This window comes from Stenotrophomonas sp. WED208 (assembly GCF_040984485.1).
GTDB lineage: Bacteria > Pseudomonadota > Gammaproteobacteria > Xanthomonadales > Xanthomonadaceae > Stenotrophomonas > Stenotrophomonas riyadhensis.
Genome location: NZ_JAZARB010000001.1, coordinates 1297468 through 1322894, shown reverse-complemented (window position 1 = coordinate 1322894; position 25427 = coordinate 1297468). Strand labels below are relative to the sequence as shown.

Sequence of the window (25427 nt, the reverse complement as noted above, 5' to 3'; positions counted from 1 at the left end):
ACCCGCGTGGGACAAGGTGTGCCGACCAACGGTCGGCACCTACAGCGTCAAATGATCCCATTCAAAGCGTGCCAACCTTGGTTGGCACCTACCTGCGTGAAGTGGGGCGCATAGCGCCTCACTTCACGCTGCGCAGGTGGTTCGGGCGATTCGGCGGGCCGGGTGGGCGGCGCTTGTTGAACGGCGGCTGCCCGCGCCAGTAGCGGATCAGCAACCAGCCGAACAGCATGCCGCCCAGGTGCGCGAAATGGGCCACGCCGGGCTGCCAGCCGGTCATTCCCAGCACCAGCTCGCCCACACCGAACAGGATCACAAAGGTCCGTGCCTTCATCGGGATCGGCGGGAACAGCAGCATCACCCGCTGGTTGGGGAACAGCATGCCGTAGGCCAGCAGCAGGCCAAACACGCCGCCGGAGGCGCCCAGCACCGTGGCCGGGTTTTCCAGCAGCGTGCCCACCAGCAGCTGGCAGACACCGGCACCGGCCACGCACACCAGGTAATACAGCAGGAAGCGCTTCTCGCCCCAGGTCTGCTCCAGCGGCGCGCCGAACATGAAGACCGCCAGCATGTTGAAGAACAGATGGCCGAAGCTGCCATGCAGGAAGCCATAGGTCAGCAGCTGCCAGGGCTGGAAGTTGCCGCCCGGCGAGAACGCATCGAAGCCCTGCTGCAGCGGTTGCAGCATGAACGGCTCGAAGGTCTGCATGCCGAGCAGGAACGGCTGCTGCAGCAGGAACAGGATCGCGTTGGCGATCAGCAGGGCCTTGGTGACGGTTGGCAGTCGCGGGAACATGGGAGCACCGGCATGGAACGGCCTCCATCATAGCCGCAGCACCGCGTCTTGTTGGCGACCGGCAGGCGCGGCCCGTTCAGTCGCCAGCGGTGCTCAGCCCGGTCCCCACACGGCGGCATCCAGTGCCGCCGCCGGATCAGCCGCCGGCATCCGCACCCGGCCGTTCTCCACCACCACGCCCTCCGCGCGCAACCGCTGTGACTGTTCGCGCCAACCGGCCGAACCTTCCTCCATGGCAATGCGCCCATCCGAGCGCAGCACGCGATGCCAGGGCAGGTCCGGGTCGTCGTTCTGGCCCAGGATGCGCGCGGTCAGGCGTGCACGCCCCGGCAGGCCCGCGCGCATCGCCACCTGGCCATAGCCCATCACCTGCCCCGCCGGGATCGCGCGGATCACTGCCAGGATGCGCGCACGCGCCTGCTCCGGCGTCAGCGCCGCAAGCGGGTTACCAGCAGTACGCCGATCAGCACCAACACGGTGCCGGCGATCTGCGCCGGCCCCATCGGTTCGTCGAGCAGCCATAGGCTCATCACGATGGTGGAAACAGGGCCCAGCATACCGACCTGCGCGGCCAGCGACGAACCCACGCGCTGCACCGCCAGCATGATCGCCAGCACCGGCAACACCGTGCACACGGTGGCATTGACCAGCGACAACCACTGCACCGGCGCCGGTGCCTGCCACAACAACGGCAGCGGATGGGTCACCGCGAAATGCAGCAGCACCAGCACGCTGGCCACGCAGCTGGCGTAAGCGGTCAGCCGCACCGCGCCGATGCGCGCGACCACCTGCCCGCTGCCGAACAGGTACAGCGCATAGCTGAGCGCACTGCCCAGCACCAACAGGCTGCCAACGATGATCTGCCCGCCTTCACGCTGCAGGTCATGGCCGAACGCCAGCAGCACGCCCAGATAACTCAGCACCAGCGCGCCGATCTGCCATCGGCCCGGCCGCTGGCGCGCCAGCAGCACGTTGATCAGCAGCACCAGGGTCGGGTTCAAGTACAGGATCAGCCGTTCCAGCGTCACGCTGATGTACTGCAGGCCCTGGAAGTCGAGCAGGCTGGACAGGTAGTAGCCGGTGAAACCCAGCCACAGCACGCGGGCACGGTCGGCCCAGGACAGTGGTTCGGCCCGGCGCGCGGCCCACAGCGCCATCAGTACGAACAGCGGCAGCGCCATCAGCATGCGCAGCGCGAGCAAGGTGGTGGCATCAACGCCGTGGCGCAAGCCGAGCTTGACGATGATCGCCTTGCCGGAAGCAGCGATGGCGCCGATCGCGGCCAGGCCGATACCCCCCAGCGCGACGCGAGGAGAAGCGGTGGCGATACGGGAAGTGGGGCTGGACATCAGGACGACGGCGGGCCGCGTGGAGCGGCCCGGGAAGGCGTGGGGGCGGCCATTGTCGCATGGGGGCGGCCGGTGTCCCGTAGAGCCGAGCCTACGCTCGGCTTCGCCATGCCTGGGCGAAAAGCAGCCGAGCATGGCTCGGCTCTACAACGGTCCGGGTCAGCGCATCAGCACCACTTCCTCGGCCGAGGTCGGGTGGATCGCCACGGTGTCGTCGAACTGGGCCTTGGTCGCGCCCATCTTCACCGCCACCGCGAAGCCCTGCAGGATCTCGTCCGCCGCTTCGCCCAGCAGGTGGATGCCCACCACCCGTTCGTCCGGGCCCGCGCAGACCATCTTGAACAGGCTGCGCTGGGTGCCGTTGGCCAGTGCCTGCAGCATCGGGCGGAAACGGCTGTGGTAGACACTCACCTGGTCGAACCGCGCGCGCGCTTCTTCCTCGCTCATGCCCACCGCACCCAGCGGCGGGTGCGAGAACACCACGCTGGCCACATTCTCGTAGTCCATCTTCGACTGCGGGCGGCCACCGAACAGGCGATCCATCAGCCGCCGCGACGCCGCCACCGCCACCGGGGTCAAGCCGACCTTGCCGGCGATGTCACCCACCGCGTGCACGCTCGGCACGCTGGTGGTCTGCCATTCGTCCACCTGCACCTGCTGGTGTTCGCCGATGCCGATACCGAGCGCTTCCAGGCCGAGGTCACGACTGTTGCCGCGGCGACCGGTCGCGAAGAACACTGCATCGAACACGTTGTCGAGCGGCCCGTCATGACCGAACGCACGCACGCGTTCGCCATCGCGCTGCAGCTCGCGCAGCCGGTAGTCGAAATGGATGCGCACACCCTGCTGCTTCAGGTTCTCGGCCAACTGATCGGTCAGCTCGTAGTCGAAGCGCTCGAGCAGCCGCTTGCCGCGCACCAGCAGGCTCACCCTGCTGCCCAGTGCCTGCAGCAGGCCGGCCAGTTCCACTGCGATGTAACCACCACCGATGATCGCCACCTCGGCCGGCGCGGCACGCAGGTCGAAGAAATCGTCGGAGACCAGGCCCAGTTCCGCGCCGGGAATGTCCGGACGCAACGGGTGTGCGCCGGTGGCGATCAGGATGTGCTCGGCGCTGTAACGCACGCCATCGCTGCAGGCCACGGTGTGCGCATCCAGTAGTTGGCCGCGTGCCGGAATGCGCACTACGCCGGTTTCGTCCAGGCGCTTGTGGTAGCTGGTATGGATGTTGCTGATGTAGGCTTGGCGATGGATCACCAGTTCCTTCCACGACAGCGCCGGACGCGCTTCAACATCGAAGCCCATCGCGCTGGCCAGGCCGATACGCTCATGCAGGTCAGCCGCCAGCCACATCGCTTTCTTCGGCACACAGCCAACATTGACGCAGGTCCCGCCCAGTTCACCAGGCTCCAGCATCGCCACGCGCTTGCCGTGCTGCGCAGCGCGGATCGCGCCGGCCAGGCCGGCGGAGCCACCGCCAAGGACGATCAGGTCGTAATCATAGGATGCAGTGCTCATCGGAATCGCTCGGGTCGGTAAGGGGCAGGATCGATCGCTGGCGTGCGGCCGCAGACGAGATCGGCGATCAGCTGGCCGGTGCCGGCGCTCATGCTGATGCCGAGCATGCCATGCCCCGCTGCAAGCCAGACGTGAGGATGTGTGGGCGCACGGCCGATCAATGGCACGTCGTCCACGCTCATGGGGCGCCACCCGCACCACTGCTCCTGCAGCTGCGCACCGCGTGGCGCGCGCAGGTAGTGGTCGGCGGCCTGCTGCAGGGCCTGCAGGCGGGCCGTGCGCAGCTGCGGGTCGGCACCGGCGAACTCCATGGTGCCGCCCAGTCGCAACGCCTCGCGCCAGGCAATCACGAACACGGAATGGTCCTTCAGCACGACTGGACGCTGCGGCACCTGCTCCGGTCGCGACCAGGTCAGCGAATAGCCCTTGCCGGGCTGGATCGGCACGCGCAGGTCCAGCTGCCGTGCCCAGTCGCGCGACCACGGGCCGGTGGCCAGCACCAGCTCACGCGCCCGCACGACCTGCCCGCCGACCTGCACACGTACCCCTTGTGCATCGTCGCTGAAACCCTGCACGTCCAGGCATTCGTCGATCACCACGCCCTGCGCGCGCAGCACACGCGCCATTTCCGCGGTGTAGCGGTCAGGCCGCAGCTGCGCATCACCGGGAAAGTGGATCGCACCGGCAAGGCGATCATGGAAGGCCGGATTGGCACGCGCATAGTCGGCCCCCTCGATGCAGTACGTGGCAATGCCCTGCGCGGCCAGTGCTTCGCATTCGGCTGCGTGGTGATCGAAGTTGCGCGTGTCACCGAACACATAGTCCAGCCCGCGGGTATCGAACTCACAGTCCAGTGCATGCACCTGCACCCACTCGGCCAGGCGCAGCCGGGAATCATTCAGCAGCGCAGCGCGGGCGCGCGTGGCCTGCAGCCAGTCGCGGGCATTGCAGCGTGCGCCGAACTGCAGCAACCAGCGCCACAACGTTGGATCCAGCCGCGTACGCACGTACAGCGGCGCGCGTGGATCAAGCATCCATCGCAGCGCGCGCAACGGTATGCCAGGAGCCGCCAGTGGCGGTGCATGGCTGGGAGTCACAGTGCCGCAGTTGCCGTGCGACGTGGCCGCGCCGATGCGCCCACGGTCGATCACCCGCACCTGCCGCCCCTGCGCGCGCAACGCGAGCGCGGCGGCCAGGCCGATGGCACCGGCGCCGACCACGATGACATCCTCGCGCGCGCCCTGCATCGATCAGCCCTGCCCAGCCCCGCGCCGCATCGGCGGCCACTGCCGGTAGGTCATCGCCCGCCACAGCCATTCCATCGGCCCGAAGCGGAAGCGGCGCAGCCACGCGTGCGAAATGCCCACCTGCACAGCGAACAGCAGTAGTGCGAACAGCAGCTGCACGCTGCGCGGCATCACCTCGAACCATCCCAGCCCGTAGTGATAGAAAAGCAGCGTGCAGAACAGCGACTGCGCCAGGTAATGGGTCAGCGCCATGCGCCCGACCGGCGCCAGCCACGCCAGCCGCGTGCGCCAGTGCACGATCCACGCCAGATAGCCCAGGCACATCGGCAGGCCGCCTATGGTCACCAGGCCCATCGCCGCCGTCACCGGCAGGTCATAGGCGCCCGGAGCCAGATAGGGTTTCCAGGCAACTCCGATCAACGTGACCAGCAGGCCCAGCGGCAGTGCAATCCAGCGCAGTGACGCATACAGGCGCGGGACGCGTTCCGGCGCCGCCAGCGCACCACTGGCGGCGAACCAACTGCCGATCAGGAACATGCCCAGCACTTCCGGACCGGTGATCAGCAGCGCCCCCATTGACGATCCGAACTCGTGCAGGCGCTGCACATTGGCCTGCATCCAGCTGCCCTGCCCATAGACCTGCCGCTGCAGATCGATGCCCTGCTGCGCTTCGGCGAGCATCTTCTGCACGTCCTCCGTCGAGGCCATCGACACCATCGCGCCGACCAGCAGCATCATCGCCGCGCCGCCCAGGTAGACGATGACGCCCATCCACGGCAGCCAGCTGCGTGGCGCCTCGCGGCAGGCCAGCAGCGGCAACGAGATCAGCGCATACATCACCAGGATGTCGCCGGACCAGACCAGCAGCGCGTGGCAGAGGCCGATCAGCAGCAGCCCGGCGCTGCGGCGCAGGTAGAACGGGGTGAAGTCGCGTCCAGCCACTTCGGCGCGTTGCGCCATCACCGCAAAGCCGGCACCGAACAGCAGCGAGAACAGGGTGAAGAACTTGCCCTGCACGAACACGTAGACGAAGGCATCGGCCCAGTAGTCGATGCCCTGCCAATGCACGTCGATGCCGGTGAACGCCAGTTCCAGCGGACCGCTGAAGGCCTCGATGTTCATCAACAGGATGCCCAGCAACGCGGCACCACGCAGCACGTCCAGCACAGCAATGCGTTCGCCGGAGGCCATCGGCTGCAGGGAAGGAGAAGCGGCGTTCACGGGGCATCCGTCAGGCAGGTCCGCCATTATGCCGCCGGCCCACACGCCATGGATGCCCGCGCCGTGTTCCAGAAACGCAACGGCCCGCCGAAGCGGGCCGTTGCTGCCATCACGATCGCACTGCGATCAGTGCTGGTGGCCGCCGTCGCCGTGGACGTGGCCGTGGTCGATCTCTTCCTGGCCGGCTTCGCGCACATCAACGATTTCGACGTCGAAGTGCAGGTCCTTGCCAGCCATCGGGTGGTTCAGGTCGACGTCGACCACGCTCATGCCGACCTTCTGCACGGTCACCGCACGCGGGCCGAAGTTGGTCTGCAGCACGACCTGCTGGCCCGGAGCCAGCTTGGTGTTGCCGAAGTGCTTCTTCGGCACGCGCTGGGACAGGCCCTCGCGGCGCTCGCCGTAGGCATCGGCTGCGTTGACGTCGACGCTGAAGGTCGCGCCGGCTTCCTTGTCCATCATGGCGTTTTCCAGGCCCGGGATGATGTTGCCGTGGCCGATCAGGATCGCCAGCGGCTCGCCGCGGTCCTTGGACGATTCGATCGGCTCCTGGCCGACTTCGGAAACGGTGTAGTGGAAGCGGACAACGCGGTCTTTTTCGATCTTCATGCGCAACTCTGTCTGGATCTGCCGGAGGCAGGCGGGTTGGGGCGGGTTGTCGCCCGGCGGGGACGCCGCCATCATGACGGCCAATCCAAGGTGGCGCATTATCCGGAGATCATGCACATCACGCCAGTTTCGTCCGGCCCCCGCCGGTTCCTCGCCCCGGCCCTGCTGCTGGTCCTGCCCCTGCTGATGACCGCCTGCGGCGGCGGCAAGGCCACCCGTCCCGCGCCACCACCGCCAACCGCAAACTGGCCGAAGACCGTGCCGGACAATCCCGAGGCCGCCAACTCGGTGCTGATGCGAGCCATCAGCCTGGTCGGCACCCCCTATCGCTATGGCGGCAATACCCCCGACTCCGGCTTCGACTGCAGCGGCCTGGTCGCCTACGTCTACCGCGAGATGCTGGACCTGAAGCTGCCACGCACCTCGCGCGATCTGGCGGCGGTACAGGGCCCGAAGATCGACCCGCAGCGTCTGGCCACCGGCGACCTGGTGTTCTTCGGCAGCCGCGGCAGCGTCACCCATGTCGGTATTTATGTAGGTGAAGGTCGTTTCGTGCACGCGCCAAGCACCGGCGGCACCGTGCGCCTGGACTCGCTCAGCGGCCCCTACTGGAAAGACCACTACACCGGCGCGAAACGTGTCCTTCGCTAAAATGAACAGGCGATATGTTCAAAACTGTGACGCACATCACCCTGAAACTAACGGTTTTCTAACGGAATTTTTAACTTATTGCCGCTTTTACAGGGCATGATGCCCCATCGTTTTTTTCCTGTGACCGACGCGTGACGACTGACGACCTGAAAAGCGAAGGCCAGACTTCCGTATCTTCACGTAGTGCCCGCCCGCTGTTGCTTGGCCTGGCACTGTGTCTGACCAGCCTTCCGGCCTGGTCGCAGACTGCTCCGAACCGTTCCGATGTGACCCCGGCCCCGGTGGCCGAGAACACCACCCGACCGGCCGCCAAGGCCGAGGCTGCCGCTCCGCAGCGCAGCCGCGTCGATGCCGCCGCCAGTGCCACGCTGGCAGCCCTGCTGCCGCACCTGGCCGCCAATGACACCATTCCGCTGATGGACCGTTCGGCCGTGGTGGCCGGCGACCTCAGCCGTCTGCTCGCCAACTACGACACCAGCAGCGCCGCCAATGGCAGCGTTGTCGGTACCGCGGCCGACAACGGCAAGGTGCAGTCGCTGCTGCGCCGCGCGATGACCCTGCTGGGCACCCCGTACCGTTGGGGTGGCAGCAACCCGGACAGCGGTTTCGACTGCAGTGGCCTGGTCGGCTATGTGTTCCGTTCGGCCCTGGGCATCGAGTTGCCGCGCGTCTCGCGCGAGATGGCACACGACGACAACGCCGAACTGATCAATGATCGCACCGCGCTGGCTGCGGGTGACCTGGTCTTCTTCGGCCGCAAGGGCCGCGTGGACCACGTCGGCATCTATGTCGGCGACGGCCGCTTCCTGCACGCGCCGAGCTCGGGCAAGGACGTCCGCGTGGACACCCTGCTCAGCGGCTACTGGGGCAACAAGTTCATGCAGGCCCGCAGGGTCGATCTCTGATCTGACCGGTTGGCGCTACCGCGCCGCCTGACACGAAAAAGCCGCTGCCCTGCAGCGGCTTTTTTGTTGGGCCTGCGTACGGTGGATACCTGCCAACCCTGGTCGGCACTGCCTTCATCCACGCATGGCGTGGATCTACTGTGGCTCCGCTCCCTACTGACCTTTGGTGGGGTGCCGAGCTTGGCCGGCACCGCCTCCGTCCACGCATGGTGTGGATCTACCAGGTGCCCGCCTCGGCCGGCACCGCGCCAGCCATTTCCCAAACGAAAGGCCCGCCGGTCAGGGCGGGCCTTTCATCTCCACGCAGCCTCAGGCGCGTGGCGGTGTTGGATCAGGATCGTCCACACCCACATTGCTGGACGGGTTGTCATACACCGCCTGGTCCAGCAGCCCGGTTTCCTTGGCCACGATCACCGGCACCAGCATCTGGCCCGTCACATTGGTCATCGTGCGCATCATGTCGAGGATGCGGTCGATGGCATACAGGTAGCCGATGGTCGCCAGCGGCAGGTTGGCTGCGCTCAGCACCACCGTGGCCATGATCACCGCGGTCCCCGGCACGCCGGCCGTACCGAAGCTGCCCAGCACCGAGGCGATCAGCACCACCACGTACTGCTCCGGGGTCAGCGGCACACCGCTGTACTGCGCGATGAACACCGCGCACAGCGCCGGGTAGATCGCGCCGCAGCCATCCATCTTGATGCTGGCACCCAGCGGCACCGCGAACGAACCGTAGTCCTTGTTCACGCCCAGGTTGTGGGTGATCGAACGCAGCGCCACCGGCATCGCGGCGAAGCTGGACGAGCTGACGAAGGCGACCTGCATGCCCGGCGCCGCGCCACGGAAGAACTTCAGCGGGTTCAGGCCGTGCGCCAGCAGCAGTGCGCTGTAGACCACCACGATGTGCAGGGCGCAGGCCACGTACAGCGCCAGCACGAAATGCCCCAGCGGCAGCAGCTTCTCGAAGCCGTAGCTGCCGACCAGGCCGGCGATCAGGCCAAAGGTACCGATCGGGGTGACTTCCAGCACGAAGCGGGTCACCTGGATCATGATGTCGCTCATCTGGCCGACCAGCTTGCGCGCCTCGGTCACCTTCTCGCCCAGCTTGACGATGGCAAAGCCCACCAGGCCGGCGAAGAAGATCACTGGCAGGATCGAGCCGCGACCGGCAGCCAGCACGGTCTCACCGGCCGCATTGACCTTGGTGCCGATGCCGGACAGTGCGTAGAAGACATTGGCCGGCACTACGTCCAGCAGCACCTGCACCACGCTGGGCACTTCGCGCGGCACATAGTTGCTGGCCATCGACAGCTGCAGGCCACCGGCGCCGGGCTGCAGCACGGTGCCCACGCCCAGGCCGACGCACACCGCCAACGCGGCGGTGATCACGAACCACAGGAAGGTGCGGCCACTGAGCGCGGCGACCGACTTCTGGCCATGCAGCGACGAGATCGCGTTGATCACCGCGAAGAACACCAGCGGCACGGCGATCATCTTGATCAGGGTGACGTACAGCTCGCCGAGCGGGCCGAACCACGTTTCCGCGGCCGGGCCGAGCGCCCAGCCGGCCAGCGCGCCGAGCACGAAGCCGCCGACCACGCGCTGCCAGAATGGAATCCGCAGCCAGGCAGAGACCAGCTTCATAGGCAATCCAGAGGGGAAGGAAGGGATGCTGGCACGATAGCCCAAGGCGGCCCGCAGAACGACCGCCCGGCCGGCAAATCAGTGTGTCATCGGCGTGCCTTGCGAGGGCGGGCATAATGAACGTCCCGTTACAGTTTGTGAGATCCCAGCGTCCATGCGCCGTTCCGTCTCCCTGTTGGCCGCCTGCGCCACCACCCTGCTGCTGGGCGCCTGCGCCAGCACCGCCCCCGTCTCTGCCCCGGTCGGCCTGAAGGTCGCCGTCGACCCCGTCGCCCATCCGGCCGGCGAGACCCCGCAGTGGTGGTACCGCAGCGGTGCCGCCCAGGCCGCCGCCAACGGCGCGATGTCCGGCAAGGCCAAGAACGTCATCCTGTTCCTCGGCGACGGCATGAGCCTGACCACCGTGGCGGCCTCGCGCATCTACGAAGGCCAGCAGAAGGGCGGCTCGGGTGAAGAGAACCTGCTGTCCTGGGAGCGCTTCCCGGCCACGGCGTTCAGCAAGACCTACAACACCGATTCGCAGACCCCGGATTCGGCCGGCACCATGACCGCCATCACCACCGGCGTGAAGACCCACATGGGTGCGATCGGCGTCAGCGCCGGCAGCCGCACCGACTGTGCCGACAGCCTGTCCAAGGGCCTGCTGACCTGGCTGCAGCTGGCTGACAGCGCCGGCCTGGCCACTGGCGTGGTGTCCACCGCACGCCTGACCCACGCCACCCCGGCCGCCACCTACGCGCACTCTCCCGAACGCAACTGGGAAAACGACACCGACCTGACCGAAGCGGCCAAGGCGGCCGGCTGCAAGGACATCGCCCAGCAGCTGCTGTCGACCTCGCGCTATGGCCGTGGCCCGCTGGTCGCCCTCGGCGGCGGTCGCGGTGAATTCACCACGGTGGAGGAACGCGACCCGGAGTACGACGACAAGGTCGGCCAGCGCCTGGATGGCCGCAGCCTGGTCCAGGAATGGCAGCAGGCGCATCCGCAGGGTGCCTATGTGTGGAACAGCAAGCAGCTGGCAGCGGCCGCCAATGCGCCGGCCATCCTCGGCCTGTTCGAACCTGACCACATGCGCTACGAGTACGAGCGCCCGCAGGATCCGGGCGGTGAGCCGAGCCTGGCCGAACTGACGGCGGCAGCCATCAAGAATCTGGCCAAGCACCAGGAAGGCTACGTGCTGATGATCGAAGGCGCGCGCATCGACCACGCCAACCACAGCGGCAACGCCTACCGTGCCCTGACCGAGACCGTGGCGCTGTCCGACGCGGTGCGCGTGGCCAACGAACTGACCTCGGCCGATGACACCCTGATCATCGTCACCGCCGACCACTCGCACACGCTGAACTTCGTCGGCTACCCGGCACGCGGCAACCCGATCCTGGGCAAGGTGAAGGACAAGGGCGGTGAAGACGGCGCCGGCAAGCTCGACTACGCGCTGGACGGCACCGGCCAGCCGTACACCACGCTGAGCTACGCCAATGGCCCGGGCCATACCGGCAGCAGCAACCAGCAGCCGGCCGGTCCGAAGCGTTACCCGCACAACCCGAGCAGCTTCGAACCGGCCAACGGCCGCCCGAACCTGCGCGAGGTCGACACCGAGCATCCGGACTACATGCAGGAAGCACTGGTGCCGATGAAGTCCGAGTCGCACGGCGGCGAAGACGTCGGCATCTGGGCGCGCGGCCCGGGCAGCAAGGCGATCCGCGGCACGCTGGAACAGAACGCGATCTACCACATGATCGTGCAGGCCACCCCGGCCCTGCGCGAGCGCCTGTGCCAGGCCGGCACCTGCGACGACAAGGGCGTGCCGGTACAGCTGCCGGCGCCGACCGCGTTCGAGCGCAAGGCTGAGGCCAAGTGATCGTGAGGCAGGCCGTCCCTGCCCCTTCCAGCGGCCGCTTCGCGCGGTCGCTGGCCCTGCTCGGCGTGCTGGCCAGTTCCAGCGCGCTGGCGCAGGCACCGGCCTGCAAACTGCTGACCGACGAACACGGGTTGTGGCCGTTGCCCAACTGCGAGGTGGTCGATCACCGGCCGAAGATCAGTGCCGACACGTTGAAGGACCTGAATTACGACGACCATGGTCTGGCCGTGGTGTACGCCGATCAGGGTTTCCACTACGTCAACCGCAAGGGCCGCAGCCTGCCGGTGCTGACCTGGGACAACGGCCCGGAAACGCCGCAGGAAGGCCTGCTGCGCGCCCGCGTAGGCAACCGCGTGGCCTACTTCGATCTGAAGTTCCGCCAGGTGGTGCCCGGCACGTTCGATTTCGGCTGGCCGTTCCAGGATGGCGTGGCCGAGGTCTGCAATGGTTGCCGTCGTGGTACGCCGGATGCCGATGGCCACACGCCGATGGAAGGCGGAGAGCGGTTCCGGATCGACCGCTCGGGCCGTCGGGTAAAGTAGGTTTTTCGGCAGGGCTGCGCCCTGCACCTGCCGAAGCCGAAGCCAAATCGAGATCAAAAGCGGCTCTGGTTTCCTGTGAGTTGGGCGGGGCGGTGTGGGTGGTCAGGACACGCCGTAAACCCGTCCATGGGGGCTCGATGGCGCCATCCATGGCGCCAACGGTCCTGCCCACCCACACCGCCCCACCCCCGACAGATTTCCGGTGACGGTTGGACCATCCACGCCATGCGTGGATCAGATCTGTCAGATATCGAATTGAATCCGGGGTCAGATCCGTTTTCCTGCGGAAAACGGATCTGACCCCAAGAGCATTTCCGACAGATCGTGAATATCTGTCGAAGGCGGGATGGGTCCGGTTGCGGGAGTGTCCGCGGCATGGATGCCGCGGCCAAGCCCCCATGGATGGGTTTACGGCGTCTCCCGCAACCGGACCAACCCCGCCAACCCTCAGGAAACCAGCTTCTGCTGTTGCTGTTGCTTGTAACGGGTGCAGGGCGCAGCCCTGCCGAGCAACCCTATACTTGCCGCCGTGACCGAATTCCCTGCCCTCGTTCCGCTGGATGCGCCCGTGCTGGTGGGCTACAGCGGTGGTGTCGACTCCACCGTGCTGCTGCACTGGCTGTGGCGCTGCGCACAGGCCTCCGGCACCTCGCTGCGCGCGGTGCACGTGCACCATGGCCTGCAAGCCGATGCGGACGACTGGGTGCTGCACTGCCAGCAGCAATGCGCGGCACGGGGCATCGAACTGGCCGTGCGCCACGTGCAGGTTGAAAGCGGTACGGGGCTGGGTCTCGAAGGTGCGGCACGGCAGGCGCGACGTGCCGCGTTCGCGGCCGAACTGCGCAACGGCGAAACACTGGCGCTGGCGCAGCACCTGGACGACCAGGCCGAGACATTCCTGCTGCGTGCCCTGCGTGGCTCCGGCGTCGATGGCCTTGCCGCGATGTCCGCGTACAGCCGCCTTGGCGAAAAGCCTCTATGGCGACCGCTGCTGGCGATGCCACGCAGTGCACTCCTCGACTACGCCCGCCAACATGCACTGCACTGGATCGAAGACCCCAGCAATGGCGACGACCACGCCGATCGCAACTTCCTGCGCCTGCAGGTGCTGCCGTTGCTGCGCCAGCGCTGGCCACACGCCGCCGCGGCATTGGCGGGCAGCGCGACACACTGCAGGCAGACCCGCGAACTGCTCGACGAAGAAGACGCCGAGCTGATTGCACACCTGGAAGTCGCTCCACGTGTGCTGTCGCTGCAGCTGCTGCGCCAGGTCTCACCCGGTCGCGCCGCACGCGTGCTGCGTGCCTGGGTGGTGGGCCACGGTGCGGCACCGCTGCCGGCCACGGTGCTGCAGCAGGCGCTGGACGAACTGCTGCCGGCCGACAACGATCGCCAGGCCCGTGTGAGTTGGCACGATCACGCGATCCAGCAATGGCGCGACCACGCCTATCTGCTACCGGCCCGGCTGCCTGCGCTTCCCCCCGAGTGGCAGGCCGAATGGGATGGACGCGCACCGCTAGCACTGCCCGATGGCGGACAGCTGCGCCTGCAGGGCACCCCGGCCTTCGAACGCCCGCTGCAGGTCCGTGCACGCGTGGGCGGTGAGCGCATTCTGCTGCCGGGTCGCCAGCATTCGCACGCGTTGAAGGACTGCCTGCAGCGCGAGCACCTCGCCCCCTGGCGACGCGCGCAGCTGCCGCTGATCTTCGATGGCCCGCAGTTGCTGGCCGCCGCCGACGTGGTCATCGCCGCACCGCTGCAGGCCTGGTTGCAGGCGCATGGCGCGCAGTTGCAGTGGCGCCCGGGCGGCTGGTGAATTGACCCCCGCGCGCGGCCCGTCCACACTTGCCGCATGGCCAAGAAGTCCCCCGAAAACGCCTCCCCGGTCGCCCAGTTCGAGCAGTCGCTCGAATCGCTGGAGCAGCTGGTGGAGCAGATGGAAACCGGCGAGCTGAGCCTGGAAGCTTCGCTCAGTGCTTACGAACGTGGCGTCGGCCTGTACCGCCAGTGCCAGCAGGCGCTGGAGCAGGCCGAACTGCGCGTGCGCCTGCTCAGCGATCCGGCCCAGCCGGACGCCGCCGAGCCTTTCGATCCGCCCAGCCATGACGGCTGAGGCCTTGTTCGCGCGCTGGCGCGACCGTATCGAAAGCCAGCTCGACGCCGCCCTGCCCTCGCCTGCTGAAGCGCCCCAGGGCCTGCACAAGGCCATGCGCTATTCGGTGCTGGGCGGGGGCAAGCGGATGCGCCCGCTGCTGGTGTACGCCAGCGGCCACCTGTTCGGCGCGCCGCCGGAGCATCTGGATGCGGCGGCGATGGCGGTCGAACTGATCCACGCCTATTCACTGGTGCATGACGACCTGCCCGCGATGGACGACGACGCCCTGCGCCGCGGCAAGCCGACCACCCACGTCGCCTTCGACGAAGCCACCGCGATCCTTGCTGGCGACGCCCTGCAGACCCGCGCCTTTGGCCTTCTGGCCGATGCGCCGCTGCCGGCTACCCTGCGCGTCGCCTGCCTGCAGACCCTGGCCCACGCGTCCGGCGCTGCTGGCATGTGCGGCGGCCAGGCCCTGGACATCGATGCCACCGGCCAGCAGCAGACGCTGGCGGCGCTGACCCGCATGCACGCGCTGAAGACCGGTGCGTTGATCCGCGCGGCGGTGCGCATGGGCGCGCTGTGCGGCCAGGCCCACGAACCGCAGCTGGCCCAGCTGGACAGCTTCGCCGACGCGCTTGGCCTGGCCTTCCAGGTGCGCGATGACATCCTTGATGTCGAAGCCAGTTCGGAACAGCTGGGCAAGACCGCCGGCAAGGACCAGGCGCAGGACAAGAGCACCTTCCCCGCCCTGCTCGGCATGGACGGGGCGAAGGCCCAGCTGCACGAACTCGCGGCACGCATGCAGGCGATCCTGGCCGGGTACGGCGAGGAAGCCGATCCGCTGCGCGCGCTGGCAACACTGGCGGTGGAGCGCGATCACTGATCGATCGCGTCACCCTGTGCGGCCCCCCAATGAAAACGCCCGGCAATGCCGGGCGTTGTTGTTTCCGCATGCAGCCGGTCTTACTTGATCAGGCGCAGGGTGAACGGGTAGCGGTAGGCTTCGCCGTTGTTGGCCTTCACGGCAGCAATGATGCAGAACACCAGGTTGATGATGCCCACGATCGGCGCCAGGATGCCGCCGATGATCACCACCATCAGGATGATGCTGATGACCATGGCGATGGTCACGGTGATCTGGAAGTTCAGGGCTTCCTTGGCCTGGTCGGTCACGAAGGCCTTGCCCGCGTCATCCTTGTTGATCAGCCAGATGATCAGCGCGCCGATGAAGCCGGTGAAGATGCCCAGCAGGTGCGCGGCCAGGGCCATGGTGCGCTGGTCGGCCGGCACATCGGTGGTGGCCGGCGGCGGCGGGACGTTATCGAATTCGCTCACGACAAAACTCCTTTTCATTGGGTGGTCTTGACCCACCAGCACCAAGCTGGCTGCGTCAGGCGGGCATAGCTTACGCCATCAATGCCATCAATCATTACCGGCGATGGTCATCCGCCCCAGCAGGATCGAACCGGTCCGGATGTGCGAGCGCGGGTCGACGTCGCTGCCGACCGCCTCGATGCTGCTGAACATCTCGCGCAGGTTGCCGGCGATGGTGATGCCATCCACCGGATACTGGATCTCGCCATTCTCGACGCGGAAGCCGCCGGCACCGCGCGAGTAGTCGCCGGTCACCCCGTTCACGCCCTGCCCCATCAGTTCGGTCACCAGCAGGCCATCGCCCATCTGGCGGGCGATCTCCTGCAGGCCGCCAGCGTTGGCGGCCAGCTGCAGGTTGTGCACGCCACCGGCATTGGCGGTGGTCTGCAGGCCCAGTTTGCGTGCCGAATAGCTGCCCAGTACATAGCGTTGCAGCACGCCGTCGCAGACCAGGGCCGAGGCGCGGGTGGCCACGCCGTCACCATCGAACACGGCCGAGCGCAGGCCGCGACGGAGGTGCGGCAGCTCCTCGATCTGCATCCATTCCGGGAACAGGCGCTGGCCGACGCTGTCGAGCAGGAAGCTGGCCTGGCGGTACAGGGCACCGCCCGATACCGCCGACAGCAGGTGTCCAACCAGGCTGCGCGCCACTTCCGGGGCGAACAGTACCGGCATGCTGCCGGTGGCCATCGAACGCGGCTGCAGACGGGCAACAGTGCGTTCGGCGGCGCGACGGCCGACCAGGCCCACGTCTTCCAGGTCCTCCCGGGCCAACGCGCTGGTGTACCAGCCGTCACGCTGCATGCCATCGCCCTGGCCGGCAATCAGCGCACAACCGACGGAATGGTGGGTGCCGCGCTCCCGGCCGATGAAACCATGCGAATTGGCGTACACCGACAGGCTCTGCATGCTGGACACCGAGGCGCCGTCGGAATTGCGGATCTGTGCGTCGGCCTCGCGACCGGCACTTTCACAGGCCAGGGCCAGGTCCACCGCCTCGTCGGCCTGCAGCGCCCACGGGTGCCAGCCGTCCAGGTCGGGGAAGTCGGTGGCCATCAGCGCGGCTTCGGCCAGGCCGGCGGCGGGGTCGTCCTCGGTATGGCGGGCGATCGCACAGGCCTGCTCGACGGTGGCAGCAAGGCTGGCCTCGTTCAGGTCGCCGGTGCTGGCACTGCCCTTGCGCTGGCCGAAATAGACCGTCACGGCGATGCCGCGGTCACGGGTGGACTGCACCGTCTCAACCTCGCCGAGGCGGACATTGACCTCCAGGCCACGGTCTTCACTGCAGCTGACCTCGGCCTGGCTGGCGCCCAGCGCACGGGCGCGGTCGAGCAGCTGCTGGGAAAGGTCGGCCAGCCGTTCCAGCCGGGCCGGGCTGTCGTCGCCGACGGCGGCTTCAGGGGCGATCACGTTCAATGCTTTATCCTGTACAGGTTGGGCCCGGCATCACGCCGGGCGACTTTTTTTGAGATCAGGTAGGGACGATGCGCGGACGCGACGAAGAAACCGGTGAATTCCACGACAAGAGCCGCAGCCAGAACCGGCGCGACGCGCTCGACGTCCTGGCCCTGGGCGAGAAGCTGGTGTCGTTGACCCCGGCCCAGCTGGCGCGCCTGCCGATCCCGGAAGACCTGCTGCCGCACATCGCCGAGTGCAAGCGCATCACTGCCCACATCGCCCACAAGCGCCAGCTGGCGTTCCTGGCCAAGCACATGCGCCGCGAAGAAGACGCCACGCTGGATGCGATCCGCGATGCGCTGGACGCCAACAGCGAAACCGGCCGCCGCGAAGTGGCGATGATGCATCGCGTGGAAGACTGGCGCGACCGCCTGCTGGCCGAGGGTGACAAGGCGCTGGCTGCACTGCTGGACGACTACCCGCAGGCCGACCGCCAGCAGCTGCGCACGCTGGTGCGCAATGCGCAGGCCGAAAAGGCCAGGAACAAGCCGCCGCGCGCCTACCGCGAAATCTTCCAGGTGCTGCGTGGCCTGATGCTGCCCGCCGCGCTGGGCCTGAAAGCCAGCGCCGAAGACGCCGACCACGTCGAGAGCGACGACGCCGACGAGGACTGAGGCCTCGCCGGCCCGGGCGGTGGCACTGGCCATCGCCCGGCTCAGGCCTGGGTACCGCCGACGGTGATGCCCTCGATCAGCAGCGAGGGCTGGCCGACACCCACGGGCACGCTCTGCCCGTCCTTGCCACAGATACCCACGCCCTCGTCCAGGGCCAGGTCGTTGCCGACCATGCGCACCTTCTGCATGGTTTCCGGTCCATTGCCGATCAGGGTCGCGCCCTTCACCGGCGCGGTGATGCGGCCATCCTCGATCAGGTAGGCCTCGGTGGCCGAGAACACGTACTTGCCGCTGGTGATATCGACCTGGCCGCCGCCGAAGTTGACCGCGTACAGGCCCTTCTTCACCGAACGGATCATCTCCTGTGGGTCGTGCTGGCCGGCGCGCATGTAGGTATTGGTCATGCGCGGCATGGTCAGGTGCGCGAACGATTCACGACGCCCGTTGCCGGTCGGCGCCATGCCCATCAGCCGTGCGTTGAGACTGTCCTGCATGTATCCCACCAGGATGCCGTCTTCGATCAGCGTGGTGCACTGGGTCGGGTGGCCTTCGTCGTCGATGTTCAACGAGCCACGGCGACCGTCCAGCGTGCCGTCGTCGACGATGGTCACGCCCGGCGCCGCCACCCGCTCACCGATGCGGCCGGCGTAGACGCTGGTGCCCTTGCGATTGAAGTCCCCCTCCAGGCCATGGCCGACCGCTTCGTGCAGCAGCACGCCGGGCCAGCCCGGTCCGAGCACCACCGGCATCACCCCGGCCGGTGCCGGAACGGCGTCCAGGTTCACCAGCGCCTGGCGCAGTGCCTCGCGGGCGAACGCTTCCGGACGCCCCTCGGCGAACAGTTCCCCGTAGCCATAGCGGCCACCGCCTCCGGCATAGCCGGACTCGCGACGGCCGTTGTGTTCGACGATCACCTGCACGTTCAGGCGCACCAACGGGCGCACGTCGGCTCCCAGTACACCGTCGCTGCGGGCGATCAGCACCGTATCGACGCCGCCGGACAGGCTGACCATGACCTGCTTCACGCGCGGATCGGCGGCACGCAGGTAGCCATCCAGGCGCTTGAGCACCTCGACCTTGGCCTCGTTGCCGATGCCGTCGATCGGATCCAGCGCCGGGTACAGCGCGCGCGCATTGCCGCGCAGCAGCGATTGCCCGGACTGGGCCCCGCCCTCACGCGAGATCGCGCGCGCCGACTGCGCTGCCGTCAGCAGCGCATCGGCATGGATGTCATCGGAGTAGGCGAAGCCGGTCTTCTCGCCGGAAATCGCACGCACGCCCACGCCCTGCTCGATGGAATGGGCACCATCCTTGACGATGCCGTCCTCCACGCTCCAGCTTTCGCGGCGGGCGTGCTGGAAGTAAAGGTCACCAAAGTCGACACCCGGGCCGAGCAACTGGCCGAAAGTGCGCTCCAGGCCAGCGGTATCCAGGCCACCGGGGCGCAGCAGGCGGTCTTGGGCAAGCGTCAGGGCGATGTCAGTCATGTGTCTCGATCTGGGGATGCGGGGGCGCTGAGGCAAGCCCCATGAACAGGAAAACCACGCTCAGCGCGAGTGCGAGCGTGGCAGGTCGGTGACCGTCGGCGGCACCGCTGGAGCCGGGCCCGGTGCAGGCGCCGGCGGGGTTTTGTCGCGGCTGCGTTCAATCACGTCCACCTTCGGCTCCTTCCATGGGCCGGTCACCTTGTAGGTACGGGCGCCGATCTCGCCGAGCGGTTTGGACAATACCGCATTGGTGGCGGCGCCGAGTGCCGCGCCCACCGGGCCGCCGGCCACTGCGCCGACCACGGTCAGCAGGTTGCCGGCGCGCGGGTTGACGTCGATGGTCTGGTCGAACTGCTGGTTGCGCAGATCGGCCTGGCCGCGGATGGTGATGTTCGCCGCCGGTCCCTCGATCAGCACTTTGTCGGTACGGGCCATGCCCTGGCCGAACTGCACGCTGCCATCGACCTGGTTGAACGCGAAGCCCTTGGAGAAGAAATCGCGGAAGTCGAACATCAGGCGCCTCGGCAGCTGCGCGACACTGAGCAGGCCGAGCACGCGGCCGGCGCCGGGCTCCAGCTCCAGCAATTGCCCATTGCGCGCGTGCAGGTCGAGGCGGCCCTGCAGATTGGCCAGCTGGAAGTCCGAGGGACCGCCACTCCACGAAGCCTGCAGCTGGGCCTGGCCGGAACCGCCACGCAGCTGGCCACCATAGTCCAGGTTCTGCATCAGCCCACCCAGGTCTTCACTGCGCACCTGCGCGGTCAGTTCGGTACGGGCGCCACCGGTACGGCCCAGCCAGCGACCACTGATGTCGATCTCCTGGTCCGGCGCGCGGAAGCGCAGCTCGTCCACGTTCAGGCCGTTGGCCAGCGGCCGCGTACGCAGCACCGCCTGGCCGAGTACAACCTTGCCGAACTGCAGATCGGCGATGTCCAGCGCGAACGGCGGCAGCTTGGCCGGATCCATGTCGTTGGCGCCGGCCTGCACCCGCGCCGGCGCAGCCAGCGCACCCGGTGCCGCCGGCAGTGACTGCCAGTGCACGCGGTCAAGCTGGCCACTGATCGTGCCGCCCTCGGCATTGGGAACGGTCAGGCGCCCGGCCAGCGACGGGCCGTCCAGGCGCACATCCAGTGCCTGCGGGCCCGGGTGCAGCTGCAGCCGGGTCTGCTCGAACACACCGCCGATCAGCTTCAGCTGGCCGACCTGCACATCCACCGCACGCAGCGGCATGGCATCGTCGTCACCGCCGCCGCGCGCCAGGCTGATCCACTCCAGCGCATCCAGGGTCGGGCTGCGGCCATTGACCGACAGCCCGCTCGGTGGCGGCTCACGGTCGACGTGGTCGCTGCCGAGCGTGACCTGGACGCCGGTCTGGTTGTTATGGCTGCGCGCGGCCAGGGCCAGGCGCTGGCCAAAGGCCACGTCGATGCGGCCAGCCCCCATCGGCAGCTGTGCGGCCACCGTGGTCGCCAGCGGTTCGGCGGCCGGCTTGTCCAGCGGTGCCGGCAGGTCCAGGCGGGTGCCCACCAGATCCGAACTCAAGCGCAGTTCGCTGGGCGGTGCAGGTGCCCCCGGCGCGACCTTCGGCAGGTTGACCGCGATGGTCCACGGCGAGGTGCCGGCGACGTAGGGCTTCAACCACGCCATTTCCGGTGCGCGGTCGATCAGCACGCCGGCATCGAGGTTGGCCGACAGCTGCGATTCAAAGGCCAGCTTGCTGTCGTGCACGTAACCGCCGGCGCGCAGGCTCAGGCGGCCGTCCTGGCCGAGGTGACGCACCGCCAGTTCCTCGGCGTCGAAACCGCCGTTGCTGTAGCGCGCCTGCCCATGCATGTTGTCGAAGGTCAACTGGAACCGCTTGTCGACCAGCTTCACACCGTTGAGGTCGACCGTGCCCTGCAGGTGGCCCTCGCCTTCATCCAGGTGCAACGGCTGCAGCAGGTCGAAGGTCACATGCGCCGGTCCCGCGGCGGTGAGGTTGTCGAGGGTGTCACCGTAGTCGTGGTGCAACGGGCTCTGCCGCAGCATCGCCAGCAGCTTGCCCGCCTCGCTCTGGGCATCGGCGCGCACGTACAGCGGCTGCTGGCCGAAATCAGGAATGCCGGCTTCGAACTGCTGTACCGCCACACCGGCCAGATCACCGCGTCCGCGCATGTCGAAGCCGGGGCCGATGAAGGCGATATCGGCATCGACCTGGCTCATCAGTGGCCAGTCGTGCTGGAAGCGGATGTCGCCGTTGGTGATGTGGCCGGTGGCCTCGAAGCGGCCATCGTTGTTGTCGAACGGCCAGTCGTCCAGGTCACCGCTGACCAGACCGACGCCATTGCGCACCTGGCCGCCAGCCAGCGCCATGTCCAGCCAGTCGGTGGCGCCCTTGCTCATCTTGGAGTGGATCCAGAAGCGCTTGGCCGCGGTCATCGGCACATCGTCCAGCTTGGCTGCCAGCTGCAGCCAGGGCCGCGTGCCGTCGCCCTGGAACCAGACGCCGCCACGCACATCGGCCGCATAGTCAGTGCCTTCCACGCGCATCGCTGCGGTGCCGATACGCCAGCCACCGCCCTCGTCGCGCCAGCCCACCACCTGCCCCGCCAGGTGCAGGTCATGGCGCACACCAAAGCCGGTCGGCCAATCGAACTGCAGCTGCCGTTGCGGCTCCAGCTGCAGGCTGAAGCCATCGGCATCGCCCTCGAAGCGCCCGCCCAGGCCGCGCAGGCCCGGGGAATGCCCCACACTGGCAAAGCCCAGCGACTGCAGCTCGCCCTGCGCCCTCAACGGACCATCACGCTCACCAGCCAGTTGCAGCTGACGCACATCCAGCTGCGGCCTGGACAGGAACAGCCAATGGCGCAGGCCGGGCTCGAGGCGATCACTCAGCGCCAGCGCACGCAATGCGGTACCCGCCTGTACTTCACCGGAACTCACCCGCAGTTGCTTGCCGACCTGCAACTGCAGGCCATCGAGCTGTTGTTCGCCGTCATCCGTCTTCAAACGAAGCCGCGGTACCTGCAGTGCCCAGCCATCGCCCTGGCGCTGCCAGCGCAGGCGCGCCTGCAGGCGCTGCAGCTGCAGTTGCGGCGTCGCCACGTCGGGCATCGGCGCACCGTCGAGGCGCACATCACGCAGGTCCGAATCGGTGGTCAGCGCCACCGGCGCGAAGTCGCGCAGGGTCAGCCACAGGTTCAGTTCCCCCTTGCCTTCGCGCAGGCGCACGCCACCGGCGGCCAGCAACGGCGACCAGGCATGGAAATCGACAGGATCGGCGCCCAGCCAGGCCTGGCCGTTGCCACGGGCGCGATCCACGTCCAGCACCGCGGTCAGCGGCAGGGCATCGGTCTGCGCCCAGGCACGCACGCCCACGCGCAGGCGGTCGCCATTGACGCGCAGGCGCAGATCGATACGCGGCAACGTTGTGTCGATACCCAGCCCTGGCGCATGCACGCCCAGGCGGCCATCGATCACCTGCAGCTCGCCCAGCCGGCGCAGCGCGTCCAGTGGGTCACCACCAGCGTGGGACTGCGGCAGGCCACGTACCGACCAGCGGCCGTCCTCGCCCTGCTGCAGGTCCAGTGCCAGGCCACGCAGGCGCAACTCGGTCAGCGAGCGCCCGGGCAGCAGCCCGCTGTACATCGACACCAGCACTTCGGCCTCGCCGATCGCCAGGCCCTGGCCGGCGCCGATGCGCAGGCCCTTCAGCTGCAGCAGCGGACCGCGACGGGTCCATGCGGTCTGCAACTGGTCGAAACGCACCGGCTGGCCGGCACGCTCGCTCAGCCAGGCGGCAATCTTGTCGGGATGGCGCTCGGCCAGCGGCAGCAGCTGGCTGAGCGTGCCCACCAGCAGTGCAAGCCCGACCAGGCCCACCGCGCAGGCGGCAATGAAATGACGGCGGATCCTTCGCAGTCGCAGGCGCGGCGGCGCGCTCATCGGCCACCGCCGGCCTGCAGCCGGCGAGGGTCAGAGCAGAACGACATCGAATTGCTCCTGCAGGTACTGCTCGTCCGCCTGGAAACGGATGCTCTTGCCGAGGAACTCTTCCAGCTCGGCCACCGCCGAGGACTCCTCGTCGGTAATGCGCGCAACAACCTTGGTCGAAGCAATCACCAGCAGGCGCGCCGCATCGAACTGGCGCACCGCGCGGGTGATCTCGCGGAAGATCTCGTAGGTCACCGTCTCGGTGGTCTTGATGCTGCCACGGCCGCTGCATTGTGGGCAGGTTTCCGACAGCTGGCGCTCCAGGCTTTCCACCGTGCGCTTGCGGGTCATCTCCACCAGGCCCAGCGGCGAGAAATCATAGACCGTGGTCTTGGCATGGTCGCGGGCCAGCGCCTTCTCCAGGGTGCGCAGCACCTGGCGCCGATGCTCGGCATCATCCATGTCGATGAAATCGATGATGATGATGCCGCCCAGGTTGCGCAGCCGCAGCTGCCGGGCCACCGCCTGCGCGGCCTCCAGGTTGGTGCGGAACACCGTCTCTTCCAGGTTGCGCTGGCCGAGGAACGAACCGGTGTTGACGTCGATGGTGGTCATCGCCTCGGTCTGGTCGATCACCAGGTAGCCGCCGGATTTCAGCGGCACCTGCTTGTCCAGCGCGCGGCCGATCTCGTCCTCCACCCCGAACATGTCGAAGATCGGGCGATCGCCCGAATACAATTCCAGCTTCTCGGCCAGCACCGGCATGTACTTGGCCACGAACGCCTGCAGCTGCGCGAAGGTTTCCTTGGAGTCCACCTTCACCTTGTCCACGTCCTTGCGGATCAGGTCGCGCACCGAACGCAGCGGCAGGCTCAGGTCTTCATAGATGTTGCTGCACGAAGGCGCTTCGCGGCCCCGTCGCTCGACCACGTTCCAGACCCGCGACAGGTAGGCGATGTCCTCGGCAATGGCCTCGGCCGGCTGCCCTTCGGCATTGGTACGCACGATGTAGCCGTAGCCGCCATGCTGGGCCGACAGTTCGGTCACCAGCGCCTTCAGCCGCGCGCGTTCGCCTTCATCCTCGATACGCGCCGACACGCCCACCACCTTGGACTGCGGCAGCAGCACCATGTAACGCGAGGGGATGCTGATCTGCGTGGTCAGGCGCGCCCCCTTGGTACCGATCGGGTCCTTCACCACCTGTACCACGATGTCCTGGCCATCGCGCAGCAGCTCGACGATGGGCACGCTGGACGGGGGTGGCAGCGTGGTGTTCTCGGTGTCGGCGCTGGCCACCGGCGCCGGCCGCACCACGTCGTTGGCGTGCAGGAACGCAGCGCGCTCCAGACCGACCTCGACGAAGGCCGCCTGCATGCCGGGCATGACCCGCTGCACCTTGCCCTTGTAGATGTTGCCGACCACACCCCGGCGCCAGCCGCGCTCGATATGCAGCTCCTGCAGCATGCCGTTTTCGATCACTGCGACCCGGGTCTCGCGCGGGGTCACATTGACCAGGATTTCCTCAGACATCGGCAGCCTCCCTGGCGGCATCAGCAGTTGGGGCCGGCACGCCGCAGCGCGCCAGCAGACGATCGGTGTGCAGCAGCGGCAGTCCCATCACGCCGGAATAGCTGCCGGAAAGATGTTCGATCCAGCGCTCGGCCCCGCCCTGGATGGCATAGGCCCCGGCCTTGTCCAGCGGTTCGCCGGTGGCCACGTAGGTAGCGATGTCGGCGGCGCTGATCGGCGCGAAGGTCACCTCGGAAATGACCAGCTCACTGTCCAGCCCATCCGCAGCCACCACCACCACTGCGGTCATCACCTGATGGGTGCGCCCGGCCAGCCGGGCCAGCATCGCCCGCGCGTCGGCGGGATCGGCCGGCTTGCCGAACACTTCACCGTCCAGCACCACCTCGGTGTCCGAGCCGAGCACCCGCGCCTGCGGATCATCGGCCAGCACCCGGGCCAGGCCGGCGCGCGCCTTGTCGGCGGCGACCCGGCATACATACTGTTCGGCGCTTTCAGCGGGCGCGCGCTGCTCGACGACCTCCAGGTCCAGGGCCTGGAAGGGGCGTCCGAGTCGGGCCAGCAACTGGTTGCGTCGGGGGGAGCGGGAAGCAAGATAGAGCATCGGCACAGCATAA

General features: G+C 67.7%; 22 protein-coding genes. 8 read left to right on the top strand and 14 right to left on the bottom strand.

What is annotated here, in order from left to right; genetic code table 11:
• Window positions 1-118: 118 nt before the first annotated feature.
• From VPH47_RS05795 to VPH47_RS05765, 7 genes are all read right to left on the bottom strand, one after another.
• Window positions 119-793 (bottom strand): rhomboid family intramembrane serine protease, encoded by a 675-nt coding sequence (locus VPH47_RS05795; RefSeq protein ID WP_008267505.1) that lies wholly within the window; start codon window positions 791-793, stop codon window positions 119-121.
• 93 nt (window positions 794-886) lie between these two features.
• Window positions 887-1225, bottom strand: coding sequence for an MGMT family protein (locus VPH47_RS05790; RefSeq protein ID WP_223846496.1), 339 nt, complete (start codon window positions 1223-1225; stop codon window positions 887-889).
• Complete coding sequence (locus VPH47_RS05785) at window positions 1222-2142, bottom strand: DMT family transporter (RefSeq protein WP_110713035.1); 921 nt, start codon at window positions 2140-2142, stop codon at window positions 1222-1224. The genes VPH47_RS05790 and VPH47_RS05785 overlap by 4 nt, the downstream gene beginning before the upstream one ends.
• Window positions 2143-2301: 159 nt before the next feature.
• Window positions 2302-3660 (bottom strand): glutathione-disulfide reductase, encoded by a 1359-nt coding sequence (gene gorA / locus VPH47_RS05780; protein ID WP_350259474.1) that lies wholly within the window; start codon window positions 3658-3660, stop codon window positions 2302-2304.
• Window positions 3657-4907, bottom strand: coding sequence for an FAD-dependent oxidoreductase (locus VPH47_RS05775; protein ID WP_368850309.1), 1251 nt, complete (start codon window positions 4905-4907; stop codon window positions 3657-3659). Before VPH47_RS05775 ends, gorA begins: the two co-directional genes overlap by 4 nt.
• Before the next feature lie 3 nt (window positions 4908-4910).
• On the bottom strand, window positions 4911-6155 hold the full coding sequence (locus VPH47_RS05770) for a DUF418 domain-containing protein (RefSeq protein ID WP_197611517.1): 1245 nt from the start codon (window positions 6153-6155) through the stop codon (window positions 4911-4913).
• A gap of 99 nt (window positions 6156-6254) precedes the next feature.
• Window positions 6255-6737, bottom strand: coding sequence for a peptidylprolyl isomerase (locus tag VPH47_RS05765; protein WP_110713041.1), 483 nt, complete (start codon window positions 6735-6737; stop codon window positions 6255-6257).
• 111 nt (window positions 6738-6848) lie between these two features.
• Here VPH47_RS05765 and VPH47_RS05760 point away from each other — a divergent pair, with 111 nt between their 5' ends.
• Together VPH47_RS05760 and VPH47_RS05755 are read left to right on the top strand one after the other, a co-directional pair.
• Window positions 6849-7388: a C40 family peptidase gene (locus VPH47_RS05760; protein ID WP_110714359.1), complete on the top strand. Its 540-nt coding sequence runs from the start codon at window positions 6849-6851 to the stop codon at window positions 7386-7388.
• A gap of 131 nt (window positions 7389-7519) precedes the next feature.
• Complete coding sequence (locus tag VPH47_RS05755) at window positions 7520-8293, top strand: C40 family peptidase (protein WP_014038011.1); 774 nt, start codon at window positions 7520-7522, stop codon at window positions 8291-8293.
• 309 nt (window positions 8294-8602) lie between these two features.
• Here VPH47_RS05755 and VPH47_RS05750 read toward each other — a convergent pair whose 3' ends face one another.
• Window positions 8603-9937, bottom strand: coding sequence for a dicarboxylate/amino acid:cation symporter (locus VPH47_RS05750; protein WP_368850308.1), 1335 nt, complete (start codon window positions 9935-9937; stop codon window positions 8603-8605).
• A gap of 154 nt (window positions 9938-10091) precedes the next feature.
• Here VPH47_RS05750 and VPH47_RS05745 point away from each other — a divergent pair, with 154 nt between their 5' ends.
• From VPH47_RS05745 to VPH47_RS05725, 5 genes are all read left to right on the top strand, one after another.
• The gene (locus tag VPH47_RS05745) at window positions 10092-11798 is read left to right on the top strand and encodes an alkaline phosphatase (protein WP_110713043.1); all 1707 of its coding nucleotides are present in this window, start codon (window positions 10092-10094) and stop codon (window positions 11796-11798) included.
• On the top strand, window positions 11795-12340 hold the full coding sequence (locus VPH47_RS05740) for a WG repeat-containing protein (RefSeq protein WP_180846279.1): 546 nt from the start codon (window positions 11795-11797) through the stop codon (window positions 12338-12340). The genes VPH47_RS05745 and VPH47_RS05740 overlap by 4 nt, the downstream gene beginning before the upstream one ends.
• A gap of 529 nt (window positions 12341-12869) precedes the next feature.
• Complete coding sequence (tilS, locus tag VPH47_RS05735) at window positions 12870-14156, top strand: tRNA lysidine(34) synthetase TilS (RefSeq protein ID WP_368850307.1); 1287 nt, start codon at window positions 12870-12872, stop codon at window positions 14154-14156.
• 36 nt (window positions 14157-14192) lie between these two features.
• On the top strand, window positions 14193-14453 hold the full coding sequence (locus VPH47_RS05730) for an exodeoxyribonuclease VII small subunit (protein WP_180848089.1): 261 nt from the start codon (window positions 14193-14195) through the stop codon (window positions 14451-14453).
• Window positions 14443-15321 carry a polyprenyl synthetase family protein gene (locus VPH47_RS05725; RefSeq protein ID WP_180853805.1) on the top strand — a complete coding sequence of 293 codons (879 nt, stop codon included), beginning with the start codon at window positions 14443-14445 and terminating at the stop codon, window positions 15319-15321. Before VPH47_RS05730 ends, VPH47_RS05725 begins: the two co-directional genes overlap by 11 nt.
• Window positions 15322-15401: 80 nt before the next feature.
• Here the strand turns inward: VPH47_RS05725 and VPH47_RS05720 are convergent, their stop codons facing one another.
• On the bottom strand, window positions 15402-15773 hold the full coding sequence (locus VPH47_RS05720) for a DUF4870 domain-containing protein (protein ID WP_110713049.1): 372 nt from the start codon (window positions 15771-15773) through the stop codon (window positions 15402-15404).
• 87 nt (window positions 15774-15860) lie between these two features.
• The gene (gene pmbA, locus VPH47_RS05715; protein ID WP_164162047.1) at window positions 15861-17228 is read right to left on the bottom strand and encodes a metalloprotease PmbA; all 1368 of its coding nucleotides are present in this window, start codon (window positions 17226-17228) and stop codon (window positions 15861-15863) included.
• A 68-nt stretch (window positions 17229-17296) separates the two neighbouring features.
• Here pmbA and yjgA point away from each other — a divergent pair, with 68 nt between their 5' ends.
• The gene (yjgA, locus tag VPH47_RS05710; RefSeq protein ID WP_110713052.1) at window positions 17297-17884 is read left to right on the top strand and encodes a ribosome biogenesis factor YjgA; all 588 of its coding nucleotides are present in this window, start codon (window positions 17297-17299) and stop codon (window positions 17882-17884) included.
• A 41-nt stretch (window positions 17885-17925) separates the two neighbouring features.
• Here the strand turns inward: yjgA and tldD are convergent, their stop codons facing one another.
• The 4 genes from tldD to VPH47_RS05690 are packed head-to-tail and all read right to left on the bottom strand — an operon-like array spanning window position 17926 to window position 25414.
• Window positions 17926-19371, bottom strand: coding sequence for a metalloprotease TldD (gene tldD, locus VPH47_RS05705; protein ID WP_368850306.1), 1446 nt, complete (start codon window positions 19369-19371; stop codon window positions 17926-17928).
• A 60-nt stretch (window positions 19372-19431) separates the two neighbouring features.
• The gene (locus VPH47_RS05700) at window positions 19432-23295 is read right to left on the bottom strand and encodes a YhdP family protein (protein ID WP_368850305.1); all 3864 of its coding nucleotides are present in this window, start codon (window positions 23293-23295) and stop codon (window positions 19432-19434) included.
• 30 nt (window positions 23296-23325) lie between these two features.
• Entirely contained in the window at window positions 23326-24813 is a 1488-nt protein-coding gene (rng, locus tag VPH47_RS05695) for a ribonuclease G (protein WP_049444954.1), read from the bottom strand.
• Window positions 24806-25414, bottom strand: a complete 609-nt coding sequence (locus VPH47_RS05690) for a Maf family nucleotide pyrophosphatase (RefSeq protein ID WP_368850304.1) — start codon at window positions 25412-25414, stop codon at window positions 24806-24808. Before VPH47_RS05690 ends, rng begins: the two co-directional genes overlap by 8 nt.
• Between the last annotated feature and the right edge of the window lie 13 nt (window positions 25415-25427).

Bases quoted from the DNA above. Each gene is read 5' to 3' on its own strand.
- VPH47_RS05725 (WP_180853805.1), top strand. From the start codon at position 14,443: ATGACGGCTGAGGCCTTGTTCGCGCGCTGGCGCGACCGTATCGAAAGC.
- VPH47_RS05760 (WP_110714359.1), top strand. From the start codon at position 6,849: ATGCACATCACGCCAGTTTCGTCCGGCCCCCGCCGGTTCCTCGCCCCG.
- VPH47_RS05765 (WP_110713041.1), bottom strand. From the start codon at position 6,737: ATGAAGATCGAAAAAGACCGCGTTGTCCGCTTCCACTACACCGTTTCC.
- VPH47_RS05795 (WP_008267505.1), bottom strand. From the start codon at position 793: ATGTTCCCGCGACTGCCAACCGTCACCAAGGCCCTGCTGATCGCCAAC.
- tldD (WP_368850306.1), bottom strand. From the start codon at position 19,371: ATGACTGACATCGCCCTGACGCTTGCCCAAGACCGCCTGCTGCGCCCC.
- yjgA (WP_110713052.1), top strand. From the start codon at position 17,297: ATGCGCGGACGCGACGAAGAAACCGGTGAATTCCACGACAAGAGCCGC.
- VPH47_RS05770 (WP_197611517.1), bottom strand. From the start codon at position 6,155: ATGGCGGACCTGCCTGACGGATGCCCCGTGAACGCCGCTTCTCCTTCC.
- VPH47_RS05775 (WP_368850309.1), bottom strand. From the start codon at position 4,907: ATGCAGGGCGCGCGCGAGGATGTCATCGTGGTCGGCGCCGGTGCCATC.
- VPH47_RS05745 (WP_110713043.1), top strand. From the start codon at position 10,092: ATGCGCCGTTCCGTCTCCCTGTTGGCCGCCTGCGCCACCACCCTGCTG.
- VPH47_RS05785 (WP_110713035.1), bottom strand. From the start codon at position 2,142: ATGTCCAGCCCCACTTCCCGTATCGCCACCGCTTCTCCTCGCGTCGCG.
- VPH47_RS05750 (WP_368850308.1), bottom strand. From the start codon at position 9,937: ATGAAGCTGGTCTCTGCCTGGCTGCGGATTCCATTCTGGCAGCGCGTG.
- gorA (WP_350259474.1), bottom strand. From the start codon at position 3,660: ATGAGCACTGCATCCTATGATTACGACCTGATCGTCCTTGGCGGTGGC.
- VPH47_RS05690 (WP_368850304.1), bottom strand. From the start codon at position 25,414: ATGCTCTATCTTGCTTCCCGCTCCCCCCGACGCAACCAGTTGCTGGCC.
- VPH47_RS05730 (WP_180848089.1), top strand. From the start codon at position 14,193: ATGGCCAAGAAGTCCCCCGAAAACGCCTCCCCGGTCGCCCAGTTCGAG.
- rng (WP_049444954.1), bottom strand. From the start codon at position 24,813: ATGTCTGAGGAAATCCTGGTCAATGTGACCCCGCGCGAGACCCGGGTC.
- VPH47_RS05700 (WP_368850305.1), bottom strand. From the start codon at position 23,295: ATGAGCGCGCCGCCGCGCCTGCGACTGCGAAGGATCCGCCGTCATTTC.